Source organism: Corallibacter vietnamensis (assembly GCF_039537875.1).
GTDB classification, from domain to species: domain Bacteria; phylum Bacteroidota; class Bacteroidia; order Flavobacteriales; family Flavobacteriaceae; genus Corallibacter; species Corallibacter vietnamensis.
Window position 1 is genome coordinate 705,844 of the sequence record NZ_BAABBI010000001.1, and the last position, 23,629, is coordinate 729,472.

Below are 23,629 nucleotides of genomic sequence, written 5' to 3' on the forward strand. Positions count from 1 at the left end.
ATTACAGACAGAAATAAATTTTATATTAGTGGGTTATTTAAGTTATATGGCAAGTCATTTTCAAGAAATACAATCCAAATTAGAGCAATTTATTAGGCGTTTTTACACCAATGAATTGCTTAAGGGTATTATTTTGTTTTTTGCTATTGGGTTGTTGTATTTTTTGTTCACCCTTTTTGTTGAATATGTATTATGGCTTAATACTACAGCACGTACTATTTTATTTTGGGTGTTTGTAGTTGTTGAGGTTGGCTTGTTTGCTAGGTTTATTGTCATGCCTTTGGCTAAATTATTTAAGCTACAAAAAGGCATTAACTATGAAGATGCTTCTAAAATTATAGGAAACCATTTTCCTGAAGTCAACGATAAGCTTCTTAATATTTTACAACTAAAAGCTAACCAAACAGAATCTGAATTGCTTTTAGCTAGTATTGAGCAAAAATCAGCGCAACTACATCCAATTCCTTTTAAGTTGGCTGTAAATTTTAAGTCTAACTTAAAGTATTTAAAATATGCTGCTATTCCTGTAGTTATTCTGTTTTTAACATTTTTAACCGGACATTTCAATTGGTTTAGTGATAGTTATGAGCGTGTAGTAAACTATAAAACAGCTTATGAGCCACCAGCGCCATTTCAGTTTTTTGTTACAAACGATAACTTACAAGCTATTGAAAACAAAGATTTTAAACTTGTTGTTAATACAGCTGGTTCAGTAATTCCAGAAAATGCTAAAATCATTTTTGAAGACGAATCATATTTCCTTCAAAACACAGGAAACGGAAGCTTTGAGTATGTATTTGAAAAACCTAAAAGAGACATCACTTTTCAGCTTACAGCAAATGATGTTACCTCAAAACCATATACATTACAAATCACTCAAGTACCAAGCCTATTAAGTTTTGAAATGATTTTAGATTATCCATCTTATACAAAAAAGCAAGATGAGGTTTTAAAAAGTACAGGAAATGCTATTGTTCCTCAAGGAACTCAAATTACTTGGCGACTTAATACAAAAGCAACAAAAAATGTCTTACTATATGCAAAAGACACGATGCAGTTTAAGACTTTAAAAGCCAATACTTTTGAGCTATCTAACACGCTTTACAATAACTTTCAGTATAGTTTAAGCACAAGCAACGATGCATTAAAAGATTACGACAGATTATCGTTTAATATTGATGTAATTAGAGATGAATATCCTGAACTAAAGCTAGACATGAAAATAGATAGTTTAGATCAACAAACGATGTATTTTCACGGACAAGTAAGCGATGATTATGGTTTAAGTAAATTACAACTTGTTTATTATCCTACAAACAATAATCAAGATATTCAAATTCAGTCTTTACCAGTATCCAAATCTAACATAGATGAATTTATAAGTGTGTTTCCCAATAATCTTAATTTACAAGAAGGTGTAAGTTATGAATTGTATTTTCAAGTATTTGATAATGATTTAGTTAATAAATTTAAAAGCACAAAAAGCCGTGTTTTTTCTTTCAGAAAATTAACAACACAAGAAGAAGCAGATAAACAACTTCAACAGCAAAACGAAACGATTCAAGATCTTAATAAATCACTAGATAAGTTTGATGAGCAAAACAAGGAATTAGAAGAGTTTTCAAAAACTCAAAAGGAAAAATCAGAGCTTAATTTTAATGATAAAAAGAAATTTGAAAACTTCTTAAAGCGTCAAAAGCAGCAAAAAGAAATGATGCAAAATTTCAATAAAAAGCTTGAAGATAATTTAAAAGAATTTCAAAAAGAAAACGAAGTAGAAGACCCTTTTAAGGAAGATTTACAAGAGCGTCTCAAAGAAAACGAGCAACAGCTTAAAGAAGATGAACAATTATTAGAAGAACTTGAAAAGCTTCAAGACAAAATTAGTAAAGAGGAGTTTTCAGATAAACTAGATAAGCTTTCAAAACAAAACAAAAATCAAAAACGAAGTTTAGAACAGCTTTTAGAACTAACAAAACGTTATTATGTTTCTAAAAAAGCCGAAAAACTTCAAAAGGATTTAGAGAATTTAGCTAAAGAACAAGAAAAGCTTTCAAAGGAAACTAAAGAAAACAACACCAAAAAAGATCAAGAAGATATCAATAAAAAGTTTGAAGATTTTCAAAAGCAAATGGATGAACTTCAAAAAGAGAATAAATCTTTAATTGATCCTATGGATGTGCCTCAAGATAAAAAAGCAGAAGAATCTATTAAGCAAGATCAGCACGAAGCAACAGACAATTTAGAAAAACAAGAACAAAATCAAGAAAACGGTAACGAGCAACAATCTGAACAAAATCAAAAAAACGCTCAAAAAAAACAAAAGCAAGCTGCTGAAAAGATGATGCAAATGAGTCAACAAATGCAACAAGCTATGCAAATGAGTGGTGGCGATCAAATGCAAGAAGATATTGATATGCTCCGTCAAATTCTAGACAATCTTATTTTGTTTTCTTTAGATCAAGAAGCTTTAATGTATCAATTTAACAGTATCGAAGTTAATCACAATAAGTATGCTTCTTATTTAGTGAAACAAAACGATTTAAAAGAACATTTCTCTCACATTGATGATAGCTTGTTTGCTTTGTCTTTAAGACAGCCTAAACTCTCTGAAATGGTTAATAAAGAAATCTCTAATGTATTTTATAACATAGATAAATCTCTGGATCATTTTTCAGAAAACAGATTATATCAAGGAATTGGAAATCAGAAATACACAATCACTTCAGCTAATAATCTTGCAGATTTCTTGAGTAATATTATGAATAATATGCAGATGCAAATGAATGCTTCTGGTCAAGGTCAAGGCGGTCAAGGGCAACCAGAGCAAGGACTTCCGGATATTATTATGAGCCAAGAGCAGTTGAATAAGCAAATGCAGGAAGGAATGAAAAAAAGTGATTCCGGTAAACCAAATGATGGTGAAGGAGGTAAAGAAGGTGATAAAGAAGGTCAGGAACAAGGACAAGGAAAACAAGGAAATAACGGTAATCAACAAGGAGAAGGAGAAGGTTCTTCAGAAGATTTAAATGGGGAACTATTTAAAATCTATCAGCAGCAACAACAAATTAGACAAGCTTTACAAGAAAGGTTATCTAAAGAAGGAAATAAAGGTGTTGGTGACGGTTTAGTAAAATCTATGGAAGATGTTGAATTAGACCTTTTGAATAAGGGTTTTACGGATCAAACTTTACAAAAAATGATGGAGTTACAACATCAATTATTAAAACTTGAAAATGCTACTTTTCAACAAGGACAAGATACTAAACGTAAATCTGACACGAATAAAAACAGTTTCAATAATAACACAAATAATAAGATTCCTACAGCTAAAGAATATTTTAATACCACTGAAATATTAAACAGACAAACCCTACCTTTGCAACCAGTTTACAAAAAGAAAGTTCAAGATTATTTCAAAAAAGAAAATGATTAGTTTCAATTACGAAAACAAATTTTCATTAAGCAATGAGTCGCTATTAAGCAAGTGGATTCAAACTGTAATTTCCTCTGAAGGATTTAAACTAGGTGAGGTTAACTATATTTTTTGTGATGATGATTATTTACATAAAATCAATGTAGAGTTTCTTAATCATGATACGTTAACAGACATTATTAGTTTTGATTATACTGTGGGAAAAATCATACAAGGCGATATTTATATTTCAACTGAAAGAGTAGAAGATAATGCTAATGATTTTAAGGTTTCTTTTGATAATGAACTTCAACGAGTTTTAGTTCATGGTATTCTTCATTACTGTGGTTATAAAGATAAAACCGATGATGAAGCCAAAATAATGAGGTCTAAAGAAGATTACTATTTGTCGCAATTAGCTCAAATCGAGTAATTCATCGTATATTTGCAAACTTTTATTTTTACAAATCATCAAATTGTTTCACGTGGAACAATTTATTTAAACCAAATATCAAGCTATGTTTAATACCGAATATGATGTTATTGTTGTTGGAGCTGGACACGCAGGTAGTGAAGCCGCCGCAGCCGCAGCCAACATGGGAAGTAAAACGTTGTTGATTACTATGAACTTGCAAAACATTGCGCAAATGTCATGTAATCCAGCAATGGGAGGTATTGCTAAAGGTCAAATTGTTCGCGAAATTGATGCGTTAGGTGGTTACAGTGGTATTGTGTCTGATACGTCTGCTATTCAATTTAAAATGCTGAACAAGTCAAAAGGTCCAGCTATGTGGAGTCCGCGTGTTCAAAGTGACCGTATGCGATTTGCTGAAGACTGGAGAATGTTGCTTGAAAACACACCAAATTTAGATTTTTATCAAGAGATGGTTTCTGGACTTTTAGTAGAAAATCATAAAGTAGTTGGTGTAAAAACATCTCTTGGAGTAGAAGTAAAAGGAAAAACCGTTGTGCTTACAAACGGCACGTTTCTTAATGGGTTAATTCATATTGGTGATAAAAATTTTGGAGGTGGTCGCGCAGGAGAAAGAGCTGCTACAGGAATTACAGAACAGCTTGTAGAATTAGGTTTTGATTCTGGTAGAATGAAAACAGGAACACCACCTAGAGTAGATGGTCGTTCATTAGATTTTTCTAAAATGATTGAACAACCAGGAGATGAAAACCCTGAAAAATTTTCTTATCTAGATATAACGAAGCCTTTAACAAATCAGCGTTCTTGTCACATGTCTTATACAAGTCCTGAAGTACATGATTTGTTAAGAGAAGGTTTTGATAGATCACCTATGTTTAATGGTCGAATTAAAAGTTTAGGTCCGCGTTATTGTCCTTCTATAGAAGATAAAATTAACCGTTTTGCTGATAAAGATAGGCATCAATTATTTGTTGAGCCAGAAGGATGGAATACGGTTGAATATTATATTAATGGTTTCTCTACGTCGCTACCAGAAGATGTTCAGTTTAAAGCTTTGCGTTCAGTAGCAGGATTTGAAAACGTTAAGTTTTTCCGTCCTGGTTATGCTATAGAATATGATTATTTTCCGCCAACACAGCTTAAGCATACTTTAGAAACTAAACTAGTTGATGGTTTGTATTTTGCTGGTCAAATTAACGGAACAACAGGATATGAGGAAGCGGGTTCACAAGGTTTAATGGCAGGTATAAATGCCAGTTTAAAAGTTCAAGAAAAAGACCCGTTTATTTTAAGTAGAAGTGAAGCTTATATAGGTGTTTTGATTGATGATTTAATCACCAAAGGTACTGAAGAGCCATATAGAATGTTTACTTCTAGAGCAGAATATAGAACGTTATTAAGACAAGATAATGCCGATTTTAGATTAACGCCTAAATCTTTTGATATAGGATTAGCTTCTGAAAAGCGATTAAAACGCATGGAAGAAAAGCAATCTAAAGCAGAGAATTTTGTGTCATTTTTCAAAGACACAAGTGTCAAACCAGAAGAGATTAATCCTGTTTTAGAATCTAAAGATTCTTCGTTAATGAAACAATCTGATAAGATGTTTAAGATATTTGCTAGACCTAATATTACTATTGATGATATGCGTAAAGTTTCTTCTGTTGAAGCATATATTCAAGATCATAATTTAGATAACGAGGTTATAGAGCAAGCAGAAATTCAAGTTAAATATTCTGGATATATAGAGAAAGAAAAGAACAATGCAGATAAATTAAACAGGTTAGAGAATATTAAAATACCACAGAACTTTGATTACTCAAAACTAAAATCTATGAGTTTTGAAGCACGAGAAAAGTTGAGTAAAATTCAACCTGTAACTATATCACAAGCTTCAAGAATCAGTGGTGTTTCTCCAAGTGATATTTCGGTGCTTTTAGTTTATATGGGGAGATAGTTTTTAATCGTTCCACGTGGAACATATTTTTTTAACGATAATAAATGCACAAAAAAACACCTCATTTAGTAGTAAAAGATCATTCGGTTTCTGGAGAGAAATTTGAATTACGCTATAATGAATCTTTAGATATGTTAGAGACATATCCGCAGCCTTCATTACAAAATTTACCAAGCTATTACGAAAGCGAAGATTATATTTCTCATACCGATGCTAAACGAAATTTGTTTGAAAGTGTTTACCATTTGGTTCGCTCTTATTCGTTAAAACAAAAATTGAAATTAATAAATAAACAGTCGGTTTCTGGAAAAACACTTTTAGATGTTGGTTGTGGTACAGGAGATTTTTTACAAACAGCATTAAAGAATAATTGGAATGTTACTGGTGTTGAACCAAACCCTCAAGCAAGAGATATTGCGAATAAAAAAACTAACAATGTCGTTTATGATGCTGATAAGATTTCTGAATTTAAAAAAGAAAGTTTTGATGTAATTACGCTTTGGCATGTGCTAGAACATTTGCCAAATCTTGAAGAACAATTAGCGCTTTACAAATCTTTATTAAAAAAAGAAGGTACACTTATTATTGCGGTTCCAAACTTCAAAAGTTTTGATGCTACATATTATAAAGAGTTTTGGGCTGCTTATGATGTACCAAGACATTTATGGCATTTTTCTAGAACTGCAATTTCAAAATTAGTTTCAAAAAACAATATGAAAGTTGTAAAAACATTACCAATGATGTTTGATGCTTATTATGTGAGTTTACTTTCTGAAGGTTATAAGTCTGGCTCTAAAAATCCGTTAAAGGCATTTTATATTGGTTTTCGTTCAAATCTTAAAGCAAAACAATCAAAAGAGTACTCTTCACACATTTATATCATAAAAAACACCTAAAAATCCATTTTAAGCCCTTTTAAGACGTCTTTTGTGTTCTAACAACAAATCACAAGGCTTAATTTTGAATCTGCCTTAAATCATCTTTTTTAGGGCGGTTTTTAATAACTGTAAATTATTGTTTTTATTTTAGCGATAAAAAATTATTATTATTTGGTGTTGATGTGATTTTTGTGTAAAATCAAACTATTTACTTTATTACATTTGTCTCGATTAAATAAATAACATAAATAATGAAAAACATATTTTTAATAGCTTTTGCTATAGTAGCAGTGACTTCTTGTACACAACCAAAAAAAATTGGATTTGTTGACAACGGAACATTAATTAACGACTATCAAGAGAAAAAAGACATTGAAGCAAAATTTCAATCTAAAATTGACGCTTTTCAAAAACGAACGGATAGTATTGGTAAAGCATTTCAATTAGAAGCTCAAGAGTTTCAATTAAAAGCTAAAAAATTATCACAAGCTAAAGCACAGGAAGAATACCAAGCTTTAAGCCAAAAACAACAAATGCTACAACAAAAAGTTCAATTTGAAGAACAACAAATTCAGCAAGCTAGTCAAACAGAGATAGATTCTTTAATAGCTAAAGTAAAAGATTATGTTGGAGATTACGGCAAGAAAAATGGTTATGACTATATTTTAGGTAGCAATGAAGGTGGAAGTGTTTTATACGGTAACGAAGCAAATGATTTAACACAAACCATACTAGATGCTCTTAATGCAGATTATAAAAAAGAGTAGCTAAAGCAAAGAGTTTTTAAAAACTTAAAGCCAGTTAAGAAATTAACTGGCTTTTTTTATAATAAGAAACCAAAATGTAAGTTATACAAAGTAACTAACCGCCCAACCAATTAATGAAAGTAAAACAACTTTTAGACCAACCGTTTTATTACTTCAATAGCACAAAACGAAAATGGATATACATAATTAGTGCTGCTCTTTTTGCCCACTTTTTTTTAATTATTTTCCAGCCTTATGGTATTTCAGAAGAAATGGATAATCCTGCTAATGCCAATTTTAGCAAGTTTTTATTCTTTTTTACAATTGCAGTGAGTACGCTTGTAGGTTTATCATTATCTCAATTTGTTTTTAGACCAATGTTTAGTTTTGAAAAGGTTACAAACAAAAAATATATTACTTGGTTTTTTATAGAAACTTTAATTCTCACACTTGTTAATTTTGGTTTTTCATTTTTGATACCCGATTTAGGAAACGATTTTGAAAAAGAACTAAATATAGCCTTCCAAGTAAAAAACTATTTTAGAGCCTTTATCATCTTATTATTTCCATTTTTTGGAACTATTATTTATGCTTTAATACAAGATTTAACTCTTGAGGTAAATGAGCTTGGAGAGCAAATAAAAAAGTATCACAATACCTTTAACACTTCTGATAAACAAACAGAATTACTCCTTAAAGACGAAAACAATAATTTAAACCTTTCTATAGCATTAAATGATTTTCTCTTTGCAGAATCTAGCAATCAATATGTCGTAGTGCATTATATGAAATCAGGCAGCGTGAAAAAGCATATTTTAAGAAACCGATTAAAGAATTTTTTAAATCAAAATGAGTTTATGCCTATAAAGCAAAGCCATAGATCATTTGCTGTAAACTTGCTAAACGTGAAACACATTTCACGAATAAACAATAAAGATTTTTTGATTTTAGAAACAGATCCAAAAATTAAAATACCAATATCTAAATCATACCTAAAAGCTATTAAAGATGAAATAAATCAATTCACTCCATAATCCCGTTAATTCACTCCAAAAGCTGATGTTTTGACGAGTTATTTTAAATATTTAAAAGTAATTTGCGTTCAAGCTTCTGTAACATTAGCAAAAGCTAATCGTCATCATAACAATCAATCATAAATACGAACAACCAAAATGAAACACTTTTTTTTAGGCCTATGCCTAGTTTTTAGTTATTTAACCTTTGCTCAAGAAACATATAGCATTAGAGGCTCTATAAAAGACGCTAATAATGGTGAAACACTATTAGGAGCAACGGTTTTTTTAAAAGATACTAACATTGGTGCTATTACCAACGAATACGGTTTTTTCTCGCTTCAAGCACCAAAAGGATCATATACGCTCATAGTATCTTATATGGGATATGAAAATTTATCTCAAAATATTGATATTCAAAAAGATATGTCAATTAATTTTGAGCTTACAGAGGCTTCAACATCGCTAGAAGAAGTTGTTATAGTTGCTGAAGAGTCTGAACAACTCAATATAAAAACACCTCAAATGGGTGTCTCAAAATTAAAATCAGGCACCATAAAAAAAATGCCTGCTGTGTTAGGAGAAGTAGATGTTATTAAATCTATACAAATGCTTCCTGGTGTTACAAATAATGGTGAAGGATCTTCAGGTTTTAATGTGAGAGGTGGAGCAGCCGATCAAAATTTAGTGCTGCTAGACGAAGCCATTATATACAATACATCACACTTTTTTGGGTTTTTCTCTGTATTTAATGCAGATGCAATTAAAGACATAAAACTGTATAAAGGAGATATTCCTGCAAAATTTGGAGGTCGTATTTCTTCTGTTTTAGATGTCAGACAAAAAGATGGAAACAGTAAAAACTATGATGTTACTGGTGGTTTAGGTTTAATTTCTAGTAGACTAACCGTAGAAGGTCCGGTTTTTAAAGAAAAAGGCTCTTTTTTACTAGCGGGTAGAACATCTTATGCGCATCTTTTTTTAAAAATGACCGAAGATTTTAAAGATGATAAAATATCATTCTATGACTTAAACTTTAAAACTAACTACGAAATAAACCATAACAATAAAATTTACCTGTCAGGATACTATGGTAGAGACGTTTTCAATTTTGATAAGGTTATAGAAAATAATTATGGAAACATTACAGGAAATATAAGATGGAACCACATTTTTAATGATAAATTGTTTTCTAATTTATCACTTATATACAGTAAATATGATTACCAAATTATATTAGATTTTATTGAGTTAGATTGGGTTGCAGATATAAAAAACTACAACTTAAAATATGATTTTAAATACTATTTAAACGATAAAATAAAGTTAGACTTTGGTGTTAGTGGAATAACTTATAATTTAAATCCAGGAGAAGTAAAACCTTCTTCACCAACATCGCCAGTAAATTATTTAAAGTTAGACGAAAAAAGAGCTTTTGAAGGAGGTGCTTACATAAGTGCGGAGCATAAAATAACAGATAAATTAACAGCACAATATGGACTACGATACAGTAATTTTTTCAGACTTGGCGGTCAAAGCATGACTAGTTATGTAAACAATCAGCCGGTAGTTTATAATAGTGAATTAGGAATTTATGAGCGAGGAGAAGAAGCTTTTGAAACCTATTACGAAAAAAACGAAAGCATTGAAACATTTGATAATTTTGAGCCTCGTTTAGGTATGGCTTATCAAATAAACGATGCATCTTCTATTAAGGCTAGCTACACAAAGTCTACACAGTATTTACATTTACTGTCTAATACGTCTTCAGTTACTCCGATAGATGTTTGGACACCAAGCGGAAAATACATCAAACCACAAAAATCAAATCAATATGCTTTAGGGTATTACCGTAGTTTTAAAGACAACCTATTTTCATTAGAATTAGAAACCTACTATAAAACAATAGATAACCGTATAGATTACATAGACGGCTCTGATTTAATAGGAAATAATACCATAGAAACAGAAATATTAAACGGCGAAGCAAGAGCTTACGGATTAGAAATTTTATTTAGAAAAAACAAAGGGCGTCTTACAGGATGGCTAGCTTATACCTTGTCTAGATCAGAACAGCGCACTCTTGGAGGTCTTGCTGGAGGTCCAGGAATAAATAATGGTGATTGGTATAAAACACCTTACGATAGATCCCATGATGTTTCAGCTACAGCAACATATAAGCTAAATGACAAATGGAGCTTTAGTTCAAATCTTGTTTTTCAAACAGGTCGTCCTGTAACATATCCTAATGGGCAATATACTTACGAAGGACTTTCTATTGCAACCTATTCTAATAGAAATGAAGATAGATTACCGGCATACCACAGATTAGATGTTTCGGCAATTTATAAACCAAACAATAAGCCAGATAAACGCTGGAAAGGCGAATGGGTATTTGGTATTTATAATTTATATAACAGAAAAAATGCAGCAGCAATAACGTTCAATCAAAATAACCAAACAGGGTTAAACGAAGCGACAAGACTCTCTATTTTTGGAATTATACCATCTGTTACTTACAACTTTAAATTTTAGCATCATGAAAACATATATAAAATCATTAATATTTCTTTTTACTATAACAATAATATCCTGTGAAGATGTTGTAGATATTGAAGTTCCCACAGGCCAAACACGTCTCGTTATCGAGGCTTCTTTAGATTGGGAAAAAGGAACAGCAGGAAACGAACAGCAAATAAAATTAAGCACATCAACACCATACTTTGGCAATGTATCCAGTACAGAAGTTACGGGAGCATCAGTAACTGTAGTTAATGAAAATACAAGCGAAATATTTAATTTTACTGATGAAAACGACGGAACTTATACTACGACAACCTTTGTTCCTATAGCAGGAGATACTTATAGTCTTGAAGTTATTTATAACGGACAAACATATACTGCTTCAGAAACATTAATGACCGTATCTGATATAAATAGCGTTACACAATCTATAGAAGGAGGTTTTGATGATGAATTATTAGAACTTAATTTATATTTTGATGATCCTGTAGATGAAGAAAACTATTATTTAATTCGTTATTACGAAACAGGTGATTTATTTGCTTCTCTAGAAGATGTATCAGATGAGTTTACAAACGGAAATGAAATACACGACTTTTGGGAGAAAGAAGATGATGAAGACAGCAATGAGCAGCCTTTTTTACCAGGCGATGTTGTAGACGTTAGTTTATACGGCATTTCAGAACAATATTACAATTACATACGTTTGCTTATAGAGCAGTATGATGGCGGCGGTAATCCTTTTTCATCAACAGCTGCGGAAATAAGAGGAAATTGTATAAACCCTAGTAACCCTAGTAATTATGCTTTTGGTTATTTTAGAGTAACTCAAGTAGTAAGAGAAACCTACACCTTTCAATAACAAAAATGAAAAAGCCGATTAATTTTTTAATCGGCTTTTTTATGTAACAAACGTGTTAGTTTTATAGATAAATCAGTGAGTATAATTTTAGAATTTCCATTTCTTTCAATATGATACAAAGCATCTTGTAATTCGTTAGAAATTTCTAAAATATTGTTACCGTGTACAAAAGGTGCAAATTTTCTAATGTCAAAGCCTTCCGTTTTTGTTTCAATGTAAACCAAGCTTTGAGCATTATAGTTTGTTAAAAGTGCTTGTCTAAAAAATGATAAACAAAAATGTAAAAACTGTTTTTGAGTTTCTCTTCCTGTTTTAGCAATATCTTCACTCCATGAAATTAAATCATGAATAGCAGCCTTATTTCCTTTGGCTTTAAAAGCGCTTCTAATCCAGAAAATAAACCACGATTCAAACTGCGTGTCTTCGCTATCGTGAAAAACTAAATCACAAGCCTTATTGTAATTTCCATTAGCTTGATGCGCAATTTTAATAGCCTCGGTTTCTTGTAAATCGTAATTTTTTACAATAGCAGTTTTTATAATATTCTCTGCCAAAGGCGGAAAATGTAATACTTGACATCGAGAACGAATAGTATTAATTATTTGTTCTTCATCTTCAGCAATGAGTATAAAAATGGTTTTGTTTGGCGGTTCCTCAATAAGTTTCAACAACTTGTTGGCTGCAGAAGTGTTCATTTTTTCAGCCATCCAAATAAGCATAACTTTATAACCTCCTTCATAAGATTTTAAAGCCAATGATTTTACAACTTCTTGTGCTTCATCAACACCTATTTGGCCTTGTTTATTTTCAACACCTAGTTTTCTGTACCAGTCAAACAAATTGCCATAAGGTTGCTCTTTTAAAAGCTCGCGCCATTCTTCTAAAAACAAACTAGAAACAGGGTGCTTTTTTACCCGATCATTTGTTGCAACAGGAAAAGCAAAATGCAAATCAGGATGCGAATAGTTTTTAAACTTTAAATTACACGCTTCATTTCCATTTGAGTTTTCGCCACCTTTATTACCGCACAAAATATACTGTGCATAAGCAATAGCCATTGGTAATGTTCCGGATCCTTCAGGACCTACAAACAATTGTGCATGAGGAATACGGCCATTTTCTACACTTTGAGTTAAGTGATTTTTTATATGTTCTTGTCCTAAAACGTCTTCAAATAGCATAAAACAAAGATAACAGAAATACTATCTTTTTTATAAATTGAAAAAATTATATTTGTCTTTCTAAAATAGAAATCATGAAATGCTTATTCACTGATTTATCATAGAAAAATGATGATTTTTTAGGCATTCCATCTGATTATTGATATAAACAACTAAAAAACAACTGATGAAAACTCTAAACGACTTTGATTTTAAAGATAAAAAAGCATTAATACGCGTAGATTTTAACGTGCCATTAAATGATGATTTTCAAGTAACAGATGCTACAAGAATCTTATCTGCAAAACCAACGATTATAAAAATTTTAGAAGATGGAGGAAGCTGTATTTTAATGTCGCATTTAGGAAGACCAAAAGGTGTTGATGAAACATTTTCTTTAAAGCATATTATTGAAAAAGTAGAAGATATACTAGGTGTTGGAGTTAAGTTTGTATCAAGTTGCGTTGGAGCTGAAGCTGAAGAGGCCGCAAATAATTTAGAACCAGGAGAAATATTACTATTAGAAAACCTACGTTTTCATCCTGAAGAAACAGCAGGTGATGAAAATTTTGCTCAATCACTTTCAAAGTTAGGAGACATTTATGTAAATGATGCTTTTGGTACAGCACATAGAGCGCATGCATCAACAACTATTGTGGCGCAGTTTTTCCCTGAAGCTAAATGTTTTGGAGCCTTACTAGCAAAAGAAATAGAAAGTATAGATAAAGTTTTAAACACTAGCGAAAAACCAGTTTTAGCTGTTTTAGGAGGTGCTAAAGTGTCATCAAAAATTACAGTTATTGAAAATATTTTAGACAAAGTAGACCATATGATTATTGGTGGTGGAATGACTTTTACTTTTATCAAAGCACAAGGCGGAAAGGTAGGAGATTCTATATGTGAAGATGATAAAATACCACTTGCATTAGATATTTTAAAACAAGCAAAAGAAAAAGGTGTACAAATTCATTTACCTGTTGATATTGTTGCTGCAAATGCTTTTAGTAACACTGCTGAAACTCAAATAGTAGATGTAAATGCAATCCCAGATGGGTGGCAAGGTCTTGATGCAGGACCAAAATCTTTAGAAAACTTTAATGATGTGGTAATGCAGTGCAAAACTATTTTATGGAATGGTCCTTTAGGTGTTTTTGAAATGGAAAACTATGCCAAAGGAACAATTGCTTTAGGTAATGCCATTGCCGATTCTACAAAAAACGGAGCTTTTTCATTAGTTGGCGGAGGCGATTCGGTTGCTGCTGTTAAGCAATTTGGTTTTGAAGATAAAGTAAGCTACGTGAGCACAGGTGGTGGCGCTATGTTAGAAAGCCTTGAAGGTAAAACACTGCCAGGAATTGCAGCTATTTTAGAAGCTTAAAACGCTAATATTCTAATTTCGTATCTTTAAAAGCTATAAAACAAGATTTTATAGTTTAATACGTTGTATTGAAAAAAAACAATGAGCATGAAAACCCAATTCGCTTTTATTTGTTTTTGTTTTAGTGTTTGTTTTCTTCAGCTTTTTGCTCAAGATACAATTCAACCTATCAAAAACAACAATAAAAAAGAGGTAAATATATCAGTGTCTAAAACGACAGACTCTATTGTTGATGGAAAAAAATTACAATCAACATCAATTCAAGCTGTCATAGACTCTACGCAAATACAGTCGCTTCAGGATCATGAATTGGCTTTACAAATAGATGAAAAATGGTTAGAGGAGTTATATAGTAATACCCTTTTTGACACCATTTATAAAACAGTTTCAGAGCTAGATTATAAACCCGTAGATTACCCAGAATTACCAACAGATACTCTAAAAGCAAGACTTGCTAAACTTAACGCAAGAACACCTTTTAATGTTGAGTACAATCCATCATTAGAGAATGTTATAAAAAACTTCTTAAAAAACAGACGTACCTCAATGGAACGTTTAATGGGGTTAAGCCACTATTACTTTCCTATGTTTGAAAGTGAGTTTGATAACTTCAATATTCCGTTGGAGATGAAGTATTTATCTATTGTTGAATCTGCATTAAAACCAAGAGCAAAGTCTAGAGTAGGCGCTACAGGTTTATGGCAGTTTATGTTTGCCACAGGAAAACAATATGGGCTTGATGTAAGCAGTTATGTAGATGAGCGAAGCGATCCTATAAAGTCTACAAAAATAGCTGCAGTATACTTATCAAAGCTTTATGAAATTTTTGGAGATTGGGATTTAGCTTTAGCTGCATACAATTCTGGTCCAGGAAATGTAACCAAAGCGATAAGACGATCTGGAGGCTACCAAAATTACTGGAATATTAGACATAACCTTCCACGTGAAACAGCAGGTTATGTTCCTGCTTTTTTAGCTACGATGTATATTTTTGAATTTGCTAAAGAACATGGTTTTCAACCTGAAAAACCACAATTTCATTATGTAGAAACAGATACAATTAGAGTAAAGCAAACGATTACGCTAGATCAGGTAGCTGAAACAACAAATGTTCCCATAGAAGAGCTTCAGTTTTTAAATCCATCTTATAAATTAGATATTATTCCATTTATTGAAGATAAGGCTTATTATTTAAGATTGCCTAGAACAGCAATAGGCACATTTGTTAACAATGAAGAGCAAATTTATGCCTTTGCTAAAGCCGAGTTTGATAAGCGAGAAAAACCGTTACCGCAGTTTTTTGAAGCAGAATCAAGAGTAAGATACCGTGTAAGAAGCGGTGATTATTTAGGAAAAATAGCGAGAAAATACGGTGTAAGAGTTAGCCAAATTAAACAATGGAATGGGTTACGTAGTAATAATTTAAGAATAGGACAACGACTAACTATTTATCCAAGGCGCCCTGTTGTAAATACGTCTGTAGCTAGTAATAGCAATGCTTCTCAAGCTTCTTCATCAAGCTCAAAAACCTATACAGTAAAGCAAGGAGACTCCTTATGGAGCATTTCAAGAAAATTCCCTGGAGTTTCTGTTCAAAATATTCGAGATTGGAACGATATTAGTGGTAATAATTTGAAACCAGGAATGAAGCTAAAAATAGCTAAAGGATAAATTTCAAAAAAATAAAACTAAACCATGCGAAAACTATTACTTGTTTTACCATTGATCATGCTTATGGCATGTAATAATGGTAAGTCAAAAAATCAAAAAATTTTACCAGAATCATCAGGAAAAATAAACAATATTTCTGTTGTTGTAGATAACGATCAGTGGGATGGACCAGTTGGAGAAGCTATTAGAAATACACTGGCAACCTATGTTCATGGGTTACCTCAAGATGAGCCTATGTTTTCTATGAATCAGATTCCTCCGTCTGTGTTTTCAGGCTTTGCAACCCAAAACAGAACAGTTTTTAAAGTAGAAAAAAACCAAACCCCTGAAATTAAAATTTTAAATGACGTGTTTGCAAGGCCACAAAAAGTCGTTTTGGTTTCAGGCAATTCTGGAGATGAAATTGTAAAGCTAATTACTGATAATTCTGAAAAGATACTCAATGCTTTTAAAGAAGAGGAAATAAAAGAAAAGCAACGTAGAATCAAGCTGTCGCTTCATAAAAACAATACAATCAAGGAAAATTTAGGGTTAACAATCAACTTCCCTTCTGCCTATAGAATAGCAAAAGAATCGGATAAATTTTACTGGATAAGAAAAGATATTTCTACAGGAACTACAGATTTGATGTTATACGAATTGCCTTTTGATTATATAAAGGAAAATGATAGTCTAGTAAATCAAGTTATAAAAATGAGAGACTCAATAGGAGAGGTTCATATTCCTGGACCTCTTGATGGGAGTTTTATGGTGACAGACAACTCATACTCACCATTTTTATTAAAAACAACAATAAATAATAAACCTGCAATAGAAACCAAAGGAATTTGGGATGTTAAAGGAGCTTTTATGTCAGGGCCTTTTGTAAATTATATTATAAAAGATGAAAAAAATAATAGGCTTTTAGTGGTTGAAGGTTTTGCCTTTGCCCCATCTGTTCAAAAAAGAGATTACATGTTTGAATTAGAAGCAATTATAAAATCTATAAAGATGGACTAGTTAAAAAAAAAAAGATATAAAAAAAACCAGTGATTTTTTAAGTCACTGGTTTTTTATTTTTTTTAAATTAAAAACTTACTCTTTTTTACTTGTATCATTTTCGTCTTTACTAGCGTCTTTAAATTCCTTAATACCGCTTCCTAAACCGCGCATTAATTCAGGAATTTTTTTACCGCCAAATAACAATAATACAACCACAACAACTAAAACTATTTGCCATGGCCCTGGAGCTAAAAATATACTTAATGAAATCATTATATCTTATTTTATGACAGCAAAGTTAATAATTAAAGTTTAAAATCTTCGTTTTTAATATGAACTTTAGCATAAAGCAAACAAACATCTGACATATTTTTATTTATTTTTGTTTAAATGATGAGCAATAAAAAAAAACAGCCTAAAAAATTCACTAAAAAGTTGCTTCATAAGTACCGTTTAGTGATTTTAAACGAAGATACTTTTGAGGAGCGACTTTCATTCAAACTTACGAGGTTAAACGTATTTGTACTGTTATCTATTTCTACTATCTTACTAATTGCAGGAACAACACTTTTAATAGCCTTTACACCATTACGAGAATACATTCCAGGGTATTCATCTACGGCTTTAAAGAAAAAAGCAACAGAGCTTAACTATAAAACAGATTCGCTTCAACAAGTTATTGCGGTTAATGAACGTTATTTTGAATCAATAAAGCAAGTACTTCATGGAGAAGTTAGCACAGCAAATTTTAATAGAGACTCTATCATTGAAGCAGCAAAACAGGATGTTGATGAAATAGATTTAAAACCAAGTAAAGAAGACTCATTATTAAGAGAAAAGGTTGAAAAAGAGGATAAATATAACTTATTTGAGTCAGCAAAATCTAAAGCAAGCTTTGTATTGTTTCCACCGGTAAAAGGAACAATAACCCAAGAGTACAATGCAAAGGAAAAGCATTATGCTGTTGATATTGTTGTTAAGGAAAATACACCTGTAAAAGCAACCGATGACGGAACGGTTATTTTTTCTGAATGGACTACAGAAGCAGGTTATGTAATTATCATTGAACATAGCCACGGATTAATATCGGTTTATAAACATAATGCTATGTTGACTAAAACCCAAGGCGAGTTAGTAAAATCAGGAGAAGTAATAGCAACGATAGGTAATACAGGAGAATTAACTACAGGACCACACTTGCATTTTGAGTTATGGAGCGATGGTTATCCTATTAACCCAACAAACTTTATAGATTTTAATTAATGTTATCAATCAAATCAGCTTTAGCAAAACCATTTGCAAAACGTATTTATAAAAAAGTTCAAAAATGGGCTAATAACCCTATAGAGACACAAAACAAAATATTCCAGAACTTAATTAGTGATGCCGCACAAACACAGTTTGGTAAAGATCATGATTTTATGAGTATAAATAATCATAAAGATTTTACAAAACGAGTGCCTATAAGAGATTATGAAGCATTAAAACCCTATGTAGAGCGCGTAGTCTCTGGAGAAAAAGATATCCTTTGGAAAGGGTTGCCTATTTATTTTGCAAAAACATCAGGAACAACATCTGGTGTCAAATATATACCTATAACAAAAGAAAGTATGCCAACTCATATAGAGGCGGCTAGAAACGCCATATTGCTTTACATTCATGAAACAGGAAACGCCAAGTTTGTAAATGGAAAAATGATTTTTCTTCAAGGAAGTCCTGTTTTAGATAAAAAAAATGGTGTGCAATTAGGACGATTGTCTGGTATTGTAGCGCATTATGTTCCAAAATATCTTCAAAAAAACAGAATGCCTTCATGGGACACAAACTGTATAGAAGATTGGGAGGTTAAAGTAAATGCGATTGTAGATGAAACCTTGCCTGAAAACATGACTGTAATTTCAGGTATTCCATCATGGGTACAAATGTATTTTGAAAAAATTCAAGAACGAACTAATAAAAAAGTAGGGGATGTTTTTAAAAACTTCAATCTATTCATTTTTGGAGGTGTTAACTATGAGCCTTACAGAGCAAAATTTGAAAGCTTAATAGGACGAAAAGTTGATAGCATAGAGCTATATCCTGCTAGTGAAGGCTTTTTTGCATATCAAGACAAGCAAGATGAAAAAGGTATGCTTTTGCAGTTAAATTCAGGGATTTTTTATGAGTTTATAAAAGCAGATGAGTTTTTTGAAGAAAACCCAAAACGAATCACTATAAAAGATGTTGAAGTTGATGTTAATTATGTTATGATAATATCAACAAATGCAGGGCTTTGGGCTTACAATTTAGGCGACACTGTTATGTTTACATCAATAAAACCTTATCGTGTTGTTGTTTCTGGTAGAATAAAACATTTTATCTCTGCTTTTGGTGAACATGTTATTGGTAAAGAAGTAGAGCAGGCTATGCAAGAAGCCATTAACGGAACCGACGTTCAGGTTTCAGAATTTACAGTAGCTCCACAAATAAACCCAATAAGCGGATTACCATATCATGAATGGTTTGTTGAGTTTGAAACAGAACCTAATAATATACTAGAGTTTGCAAAAAAAATAGATAAATCTCTCCAAAAACAAAATAGTTATTATTTTGATTTAATACAAGGAAGTGTTTTAAAAACACTAGAAATCAGAAAAATACAAAAAAATGGTTTTCAAAGTTACATGAAATCCATAGGAAAACTAGGAGGACAAAACAAATTACCTAGGTTGTCAAATGACAGAAAGATAGCAGATGCTCTTAAACCTTTTAGTTTGAGTAAATAGTGTTATATTTGCTCGCTAAACAAATTATATGAGTAATAAAAAACATCATGCTAGAACGAGAGCTCAAGAAAGCTCAAATGCTATTGAGAGAATGTATATTACCATGCGTCACTTGTTTAATAGAGGTTTTTATAAGCCTATGGGCGTCTCTGGAGAAACATTAAGAGAAGCATTATTGCTTTTAAGACCTGAAATTTATGGGTCTATTGGAGAAGAAAAAGCAGAATTAGAAGGGCTTTTATACGTTATTGACAGGTTACCAATAGGTATTGAAGAATGTACTTTTATAAACCTAACAAGTGATGAAGGTTACGGAAACTCTCATTTTAAAGCCATAATCCCTCCCAAAAGAAGAAGAAACTGTTACCGTATTGATAGTGAGCAAATGAATATTGAAATCACTAGAGGTCGATCAGAGATTTATGACATACTAACACATATAACATTTCTTTTTGTTGAATCTCACAAAATAAGCAGACGTGTTTTAATTGATGATCAAGGAAGCACCACAAGAGATTGGGTTAAATTAGAAAAAGCAGTATTATCATCAAAAAAGCTAACACAGCAAGAAAGAGAAATAGCTATAACTCATACTGCAAATATTTTAGGCAGAACATTTAATGAAATAACTGAAGTTTATAGCCAGTTTTCATCTGCTGTACAACCAGAAAGATTCCTTCACATTGTTTATTGGTTAGGTAAACTAGCTATAGAAGAAGTTGTAAACAATAATAAGCGAACAGTGACTTTTAGCCCAGTTTTAAGAGAACGATTAGGGCATCATATACACGGAGAAATATGGGCAAATAAAATAAAAGAAACTTTAAATAAGCATAATTTATTATCACGCCCAATACATGTTATTAGTGCCAATATGCACAGTGTTATGAACACGCTGTTTGCTCCAGAAGCTCTAAAAAGTCTAAAGACTAAAAAAAGTACTTTAGAGATGTATGAGTCTTTAGGTTTAAAAGAAAATGATACCTTGCGCAATAAAGTCTCTAAAGAAGCGTTGCAGAGAGGAATGATTTATATTAAAGATACTTCAGGAACTAACATAGATGTACAAATATTTGATACATCAAAAATTGATTTTACCAAAACTGATATTGAAGTAAATAACACCTTTAACAATTTAGAAGATAAGCCTGTTATTTTTGTCATGGATTATGCTTTTGGCGAACAAGCATATGAGACCATAGACGAGCTATTAAAACCTATAAAAGTAGATGGAAACAAAATTCACTTAAATGTTGAGTCTATCTCAATTATGGGGAAAGCAGGTATTTTAGAAGGAGGAAAAGGAGATATAATGATTCCTTCAGCACATATTTTTGAAGGAACAGCTGATAACTACCCATTTAAGAATGAACTAAACAAAGCCGATCTAGATGGTCATGGACTCGCAATTTACGAAGGCTCTATGATTACTGTTTTAGGAACATCATTACAGAATAAAGATATTTTAAAGTTTTTCCATAATTCTACTTGGAATGTTATTGGTTTAGAAATGGAAGGTGCGCATTACCAAAAAGCAATACAAGCAGCATCAAAAGTGCGAGGAAGCATTAATGAAAACGTTAAAGTGCGTTATGCTTATTATGCAAGTGATAATCCTTTAGAGACAGGTAGTACATTGGCTTCAGGAGGATTAGGGACTTCAGGGGTCAAACCAACTTATTTAATAACAAGAAAAATATTACAGCAAATATTTAATTAATTTAATTCACAGTATGAGCAACAATTTACCAGAACAAAATAATAGAAACCAATCTGACGAAATAGACTTGGTTCTTATTTTTAATTTAATAGGTAATGCCTTTTCTAGACTTTTTGGTTTTATAGGAGGAATATTTAAAGCAATATTCTCAACGATGGTTTATGCTTTAAAAGCTATAATTCTAAACTTAAAAATAATTGTTATTACAGTTGTTATTGCTGGAGTTTTAGGTTATGGAGTTCAAAAAACCTTACCAAGTGTATACACTACGTTTATGTTAGTAAAGCCTTATTTTGACTCTAAATATCAATTGATAACAAACATTGGTTATTTCAATGCTTTAATCTCAACACAAGACTATGAAACATTATCTTCTGTTTTTGAGATATCTGAAGATGAAGCTCGTAAAATATCTCGTTTTGAAATTTACCCAGGTCCAGAAACTGAAAACGAGAGAATTATACAATATGATGAGTTTCTTAAACAAATAGATAGTGTAAGGGCTCAAGAGATTAGTTTTGATGAGTATATAGAAAACAGAAGTATTTACTCAGGCTCTGTGCTTTATGAAATACATGTCTTTTCTAAAAAGAAAAATATATTTAAAAGCTTAGAAAAAGGGCTGAACTCTTCTTTTGAAAACACATATTCTAAAAAGAAAATGTTAAAAAGGGATTCATTAATTAACATACAAAGAAACACTTTAAGGGAGCAAATAGGGGTTATAGACTCATTACAAAAAGTTTACATTAGTGTATTACAAGAAGAGTCAAAAACGACAAAAGCCAAGCTTAATATGGGCGAGAGTGGTTTTCCAATGGTTAATGAGAAATCTCAAACACGAGAATACGATTTATTAAAGGAGAAAATTAAATTACAAAATGAACTTAAAGAATTGGATGAGCAGCAAACCGAGGAAAACACCTTTTTTGATGTTGTTTCTGGTTTTCAAGAAGTTGGAAACGAGTATTTAAGTTGGAAAAGCTATTTAATGTTTATATTTCCTGTTTTAGCTTTCCTTCTACTCTGCTTAATATACTTAACAGGTAAGATAATAAAGTTTGTAAAAAACTATGATGAATAAAAAAATATTAATAACTGGCGGTGCTGGATTTATAGGGTCTCATGTTGTAAGGTTATTTGTTGAGAAATACGCTAACTATCATATATTCAATTTAGATGCTTTAACATATGCAGGAAATTTAGAAAACCTAAAAGATGTTGAAGACAAACCAAACTACACCTTTATAAAAGCTGATATTATTGATGAAAATGTTATTAATGCGCTTTTTGAAGAGCATAAATTTGATGGAGTCATTCATTTAGCGGCCGAATCACATGTAGATAGATCAATAAAAGACCCTTTGGCTTTTGTGAAAACAAACGTTATTGGTACCATGAACTTATTAAATGCATTTAAAAATATTTGGAAAGACGATTTTTCTGGTAAACGTTTTTATCATATTAGCACAGATGAAGTTTATGGTACATTAGGAGAAACTGGACTTTTTACAGAAACCACACCTTACGATCCAAATTCGCCATATTCAGCATCAAAAGCAAGTTCTGATCACTTTGTAAGAGCATATGGAGAGACATATAAAATACCTTATGTAATTACTAATTGCTCTAATAATTATGGGCAAAACCAATTTCCTGAAAAGCTTATACCTTTGTTTATAAATAATATTTTAAACAATAAAGCACTACCTGTTTATGGAGATGGAAACTACACGAGAGACTGGTTGTATGTTGTAGATCATGCTAGAGCAATAGATTTAGTTTTTCATAAAGGAGAAAATGCTGAAACCTACAACATAGGAGGTTTTAATGAATGGAAAAATATAGATTTAGTAAAGCTTCTTTGTGATCAAATGGATAAAAAACTGAATCGTGAAGCTGGTACTTCAGAAGCATTAATTACATATGTAAAAGATAGACCAGGTCATGATTTAAGATATGCCATTGATGCCTCAAAAATAAAAGATAAATTAGGCTGGGAGCCATCGGTAACTTTTGAAGAAGGTCTTGCCATCACAATAGATTGGTACTTAAATAATAGTGAGTGGTTAAATAACGTAACCAGTGGAGAATATCAATCTTACTACCAAAAACAGTATAATTAAA

At 31.5% G+C, this 23,629-nt stretch carries 18 protein-coding genes; 16 read left to right on the plus strand and 2 right to left on the minus strand.

All coding sequences use genetic code 11. From position 1 onward, the window contains the following. Positions 1-46: 46 nt before the first annotated feature. The 8 genes from ABD690_RS03205 (at position 47) to ABD690_RS03240 (ending at position 11,827) form a co-directional block, all read left to right on the plus strand. A complete protein-coding gene (locus ABD690_RS03205; protein ID WP_344726978.1) occupies positions 47-3,436 on the plus strand; it encodes a DUF4175 family protein in 3,390 nt (1,129 codons plus the stop codon). Further along, the gene (ybeY, locus tag ABD690_RS03210; protein ID WP_344726980.1) at positions 3,429-3,848 is read left to right on the plus strand and encodes an rRNA maturation RNase YbeY; all 420 of its coding nucleotides are present in this window, start codon (positions 3,429-3,431) and stop codon (positions 3,846-3,848) included. The genes ABD690_RS03205 and ybeY overlap by 8 nt, the downstream gene beginning before the upstream one ends. 85 nt (positions 3,849-3,933) lie before the next feature. After that, the gene (mnmG, locus tag ABD690_RS03215; protein ID WP_344726982.1) at positions 3,934-5,805 is read left to right on the plus strand and encodes a tRNA uridine-5-carboxymethylaminomethyl(34) synthesis enzyme MnmG; all 1,872 of its coding nucleotides are present in this window, start codon (positions 3,934-3,936) and stop codon (positions 5,803-5,805) included. Between the two features lie 44 nt (positions 5,806-5,849). Then, a complete protein-coding gene (locus ABD690_RS03220; RefSeq protein WP_344726984.1) occupies positions 5,850-6,701 on the plus strand; it encodes a class I SAM-dependent methyltransferase in 852 nt (283 codons plus the stop codon). A gap of 233 nt (positions 6,702-6,934) precedes the next feature. Beyond that, positions 6,935-7,450, plus strand: coding sequence for an OmpH/Skp family outer membrane protein (locus ABD690_RS03225; RefSeq protein ID WP_344726986.1), 516 nt, complete (start codon positions 6,935-6,937; stop codon positions 7,448-7,450). 113 nt (positions 7,451-7,563) lie between these two features. Next, positions 7,564-8,463 (plus strand): LytTR family transcriptional regulator DNA-binding domain-containing protein, encoded by a 900-nt coding sequence (locus tag ABD690_RS03230; protein ID WP_344726989.1) that lies wholly within the window; start codon positions 7,564-7,566, stop codon positions 8,461-8,463. Between the two features lie 138 nt (positions 8,464-8,601). Continuing rightward, positions 8,602-10,977 carry a TonB-dependent receptor gene (locus ABD690_RS03235; protein ID WP_344726991.1) on the plus strand — a complete coding sequence of 792 codons (2,376 nt, stop codon included), beginning with the start codon at positions 8,602-8,604 and terminating at the stop codon, positions 10,975-10,977. Positions 10,978-10,981: 4 nt separating this feature from the next. Next, on the plus strand, positions 10,982-11,827 hold the full coding sequence (locus ABD690_RS03240) for a DUF4249 domain-containing protein (RefSeq protein WP_344726993.1): 846 nt from the start codon (positions 10,982-10,984) through the stop codon (positions 11,825-11,827). 26 nt (positions 11,828-11,853) lie between these two features. On the opposite strand, the gene ABD690_RS03245 is transcribed toward ABD690_RS03240, so the two are convergent. Beyond that, on the minus strand, positions 11,854-13,008 hold the full coding sequence (locus ABD690_RS03245; protein ID WP_344726995.1) for a DNA polymerase III subunit: 1,155 nt from the start codon (positions 13,006-13,008) through the stop codon (positions 11,854-11,856). 166 nt (positions 13,009-13,174) lie between these two features. Between ABD690_RS03245 and ABD690_RS03250 the strand changes: the two genes are divergently transcribed. From ABD690_RS03250 to ABD690_RS03260, 3 genes are all read left to right on the plus strand, one after another. Next, entirely contained in the window at positions 13,175-14,365 is a 1,191-nt protein-coding gene (locus ABD690_RS03250; RefSeq protein ID WP_344726997.1) for a phosphoglycerate kinase, read from the plus strand. An 87-nt stretch (positions 14,366-14,452) separates the two neighbouring features. After that, positions 14,453-16,036: a LysM peptidoglycan-binding domain-containing protein gene (locus ABD690_RS03255; RefSeq protein WP_344726999.1), complete on the plus strand. Its 1,584-nt coding sequence runs from the start codon at positions 14,453-14,455 to the stop codon at positions 16,034-16,036. Positions 16,037-16,060: 24 nt separating this feature from the next. Continuing rightward, positions 16,061-17,035 carry a DUF4837 family protein gene (locus ABD690_RS03260; RefSeq protein ID WP_344727001.1) on the plus strand — a complete coding sequence of 325 codons (975 nt, stop codon included), beginning with the start codon at positions 16,061-16,063 and terminating at the stop codon, positions 17,033-17,035. A 75-nt stretch (positions 17,036-17,110) separates the two neighbouring features. Here ABD690_RS03260 and tatA read toward each other — a convergent pair whose 3' ends face one another. Then, on the minus strand, positions 17,111-17,290 hold the full coding sequence (gene tatA / locus ABD690_RS03265; protein WP_344727003.1) for a twin-arginine translocase TatA/TatE family subunit: 180 nt from the start codon (positions 17,288-17,290) through the stop codon (positions 17,111-17,113). A 120-nt stretch (positions 17,291-17,410) separates the two neighbouring features. Here tatA and ABD690_RS03270 point away from each other — a divergent pair, with 120 nt between their 5' ends. Genes ABD690_RS03270 through rfbB form a run of 5 tightly spaced genes read left to right on the plus strand, consistent with a single transcriptional unit; the run spans position 17,411 to position 23,628 of the window. Next, positions 17,411-18,280 carry a M23 family metallopeptidase gene (locus ABD690_RS03270; protein ID WP_344727005.1) on the plus strand — a complete coding sequence of 290 codons (870 nt, stop codon included), beginning with the start codon at positions 17,411-17,413 and terminating at the stop codon, positions 18,278-18,280. Beyond that, positions 18,280-19,782 carry a GH3 family acyl-acid amido synthetase gene (locus ABD690_RS03275; RefSeq protein ID WP_344727008.1) on the plus strand — a complete coding sequence of 501 codons (1,503 nt, stop codon included), beginning with the start codon at positions 18,280-18,282 and terminating at the stop codon, positions 19,780-19,782. Before ABD690_RS03270 ends, ABD690_RS03275 begins: the two co-directional genes overlap by 1 nt. Before the next feature lie 28 nt (positions 19,783-19,810). After that, entirely contained in the window at positions 19,811-21,502 is a 1,692-nt protein-coding gene (locus tag ABD690_RS03280) for a DUF6909 family protein (protein WP_344727010.1), read from the plus strand. Positions 21,503-21,515: 13 nt separating this feature from the next. Further along, positions 21,516-22,586, plus strand: a complete 1,071-nt coding sequence (locus ABD690_RS03285) for a hypothetical protein (RefSeq protein ID WP_344727012.1) — start codon at positions 21,516-21,518, stop codon at positions 22,584-22,586. Continuing rightward, positions 22,576-23,628, plus strand: a complete 1,053-nt coding sequence (gene rfbB / locus ABD690_RS03290; RefSeq protein WP_344727015.1) for a dTDP-glucose 4,6-dehydratase — start codon at positions 22,576-22,578, stop codon at positions 23,626-23,628. Before ABD690_RS03285 ends, rfbB begins: the two co-directional genes overlap by 11 nt. Position 23,629: the final 1 nt, after the last annotated feature.

Bases quoted from the DNA above. Each gene is read 5' to 3' on its own strand.
- mnmG (WP_344726982.1), top strand. From the start codon at position 3,934: ATGTTTAATACCGAATATGATGTTATTGTTGTTGGAGCTGGACACGCA.
- ABD690_RS03250 (WP_344726997.1), top strand. From the start codon at position 13,175: ATGAAAACTCTAAACGACTTTGATTTTAAAGATAAAAAAGCATTAATA.
- ABD690_RS03280 (WP_344727010.1), top strand. From the start codon at position 19,811: ATGAGTAATAAAAAACATCATGCTAGAACGAGAGCTCAAGAAAGCTCA.
- rfbB (WP_344727015.1), top strand. From the start codon at position 22,576: ATGATGAATAAAAAAATATTAATAACTGGCGGTGCTGGATTTATAGGG.
- ABD690_RS03205 (WP_344726978.1), top strand. From the start codon at position 47: ATGGCAAGTCATTTTCAAGAAATACAATCCAAATTAGAGCAATTTATT.
- tatA (WP_344727003.1), bottom strand. From the start codon at position 17,290: ATGATTTCATTAAGTATATTTTTAGCTCCAGGGCCATGGCAAATAGTT.
- ABD690_RS03285 (WP_344727012.1), top strand. From the start codon at position 21,516: ATGAGCAACAATTTACCAGAACAAAATAATAGAAACCAATCTGACGAA.
- ybeY (WP_344726980.1), top strand. From the start codon at position 3,429: ATGATTAGTTTCAATTACGAAAACAAATTTTCATTAAGCAATGAGTCG.
- ABD690_RS03270 (WP_344727005.1), top strand. From the start codon at position 17,411: ATGAGCAATAAAAAAAAACAGCCTAAAAAATTCACTAAAAAGTTGCTT.
- ABD690_RS03220 (WP_344726984.1), top strand. From the start codon at position 5,850: ATGCACAAAAAAACACCTCATTTAGTAGTAAAAGATCATTCGGTTTCT.
- ABD690_RS03245 (WP_344726995.1), bottom strand. From the start codon at position 13,008: ATGCTATTTGAAGACGTTTTAGGACAAGAACATATAAAAAATCACTTA.
- ABD690_RS03230 (WP_344726989.1), top strand. From the start codon at position 7,564: ATGAAAGTAAAACAACTTTTAGACCAACCGTTTTATTACTTCAATAGC.
- ABD690_RS03255 (WP_344726999.1), top strand. From the start codon at position 14,453: ATGAAAACCCAATTCGCTTTTATTTGTTTTTGTTTTAGTGTTTGTTTT.
- ABD690_RS03240 (WP_344726993.1), top strand. From the start codon at position 10,982: ATGAAAACATATATAAAATCATTAATATTTCTTTTTACTATAACAATA.
- ABD690_RS03225 (WP_344726986.1), top strand. From the start codon at position 6,935: ATGAAAAACATATTTTTAATAGCTTTTGCTATAGTAGCAGTGACTTCT.
- ABD690_RS03275 (WP_344727008.1), top strand. From the start codon at position 18,280: ATGTTATCAATCAAATCAGCTTTAGCAAAACCATTTGCAAAACGTATT.
- ABD690_RS03260 (WP_344727001.1), top strand. From the start codon at position 16,061: ATGCGAAAACTATTACTTGTTTTACCATTGATCATGCTTATGGCATGT.
- ABD690_RS03235 (WP_344726991.1), top strand. From the start codon at position 8,602: ATGAAACACTTTTTTTTAGGCCTATGCCTAGTTTTTAGTTATTTAACC.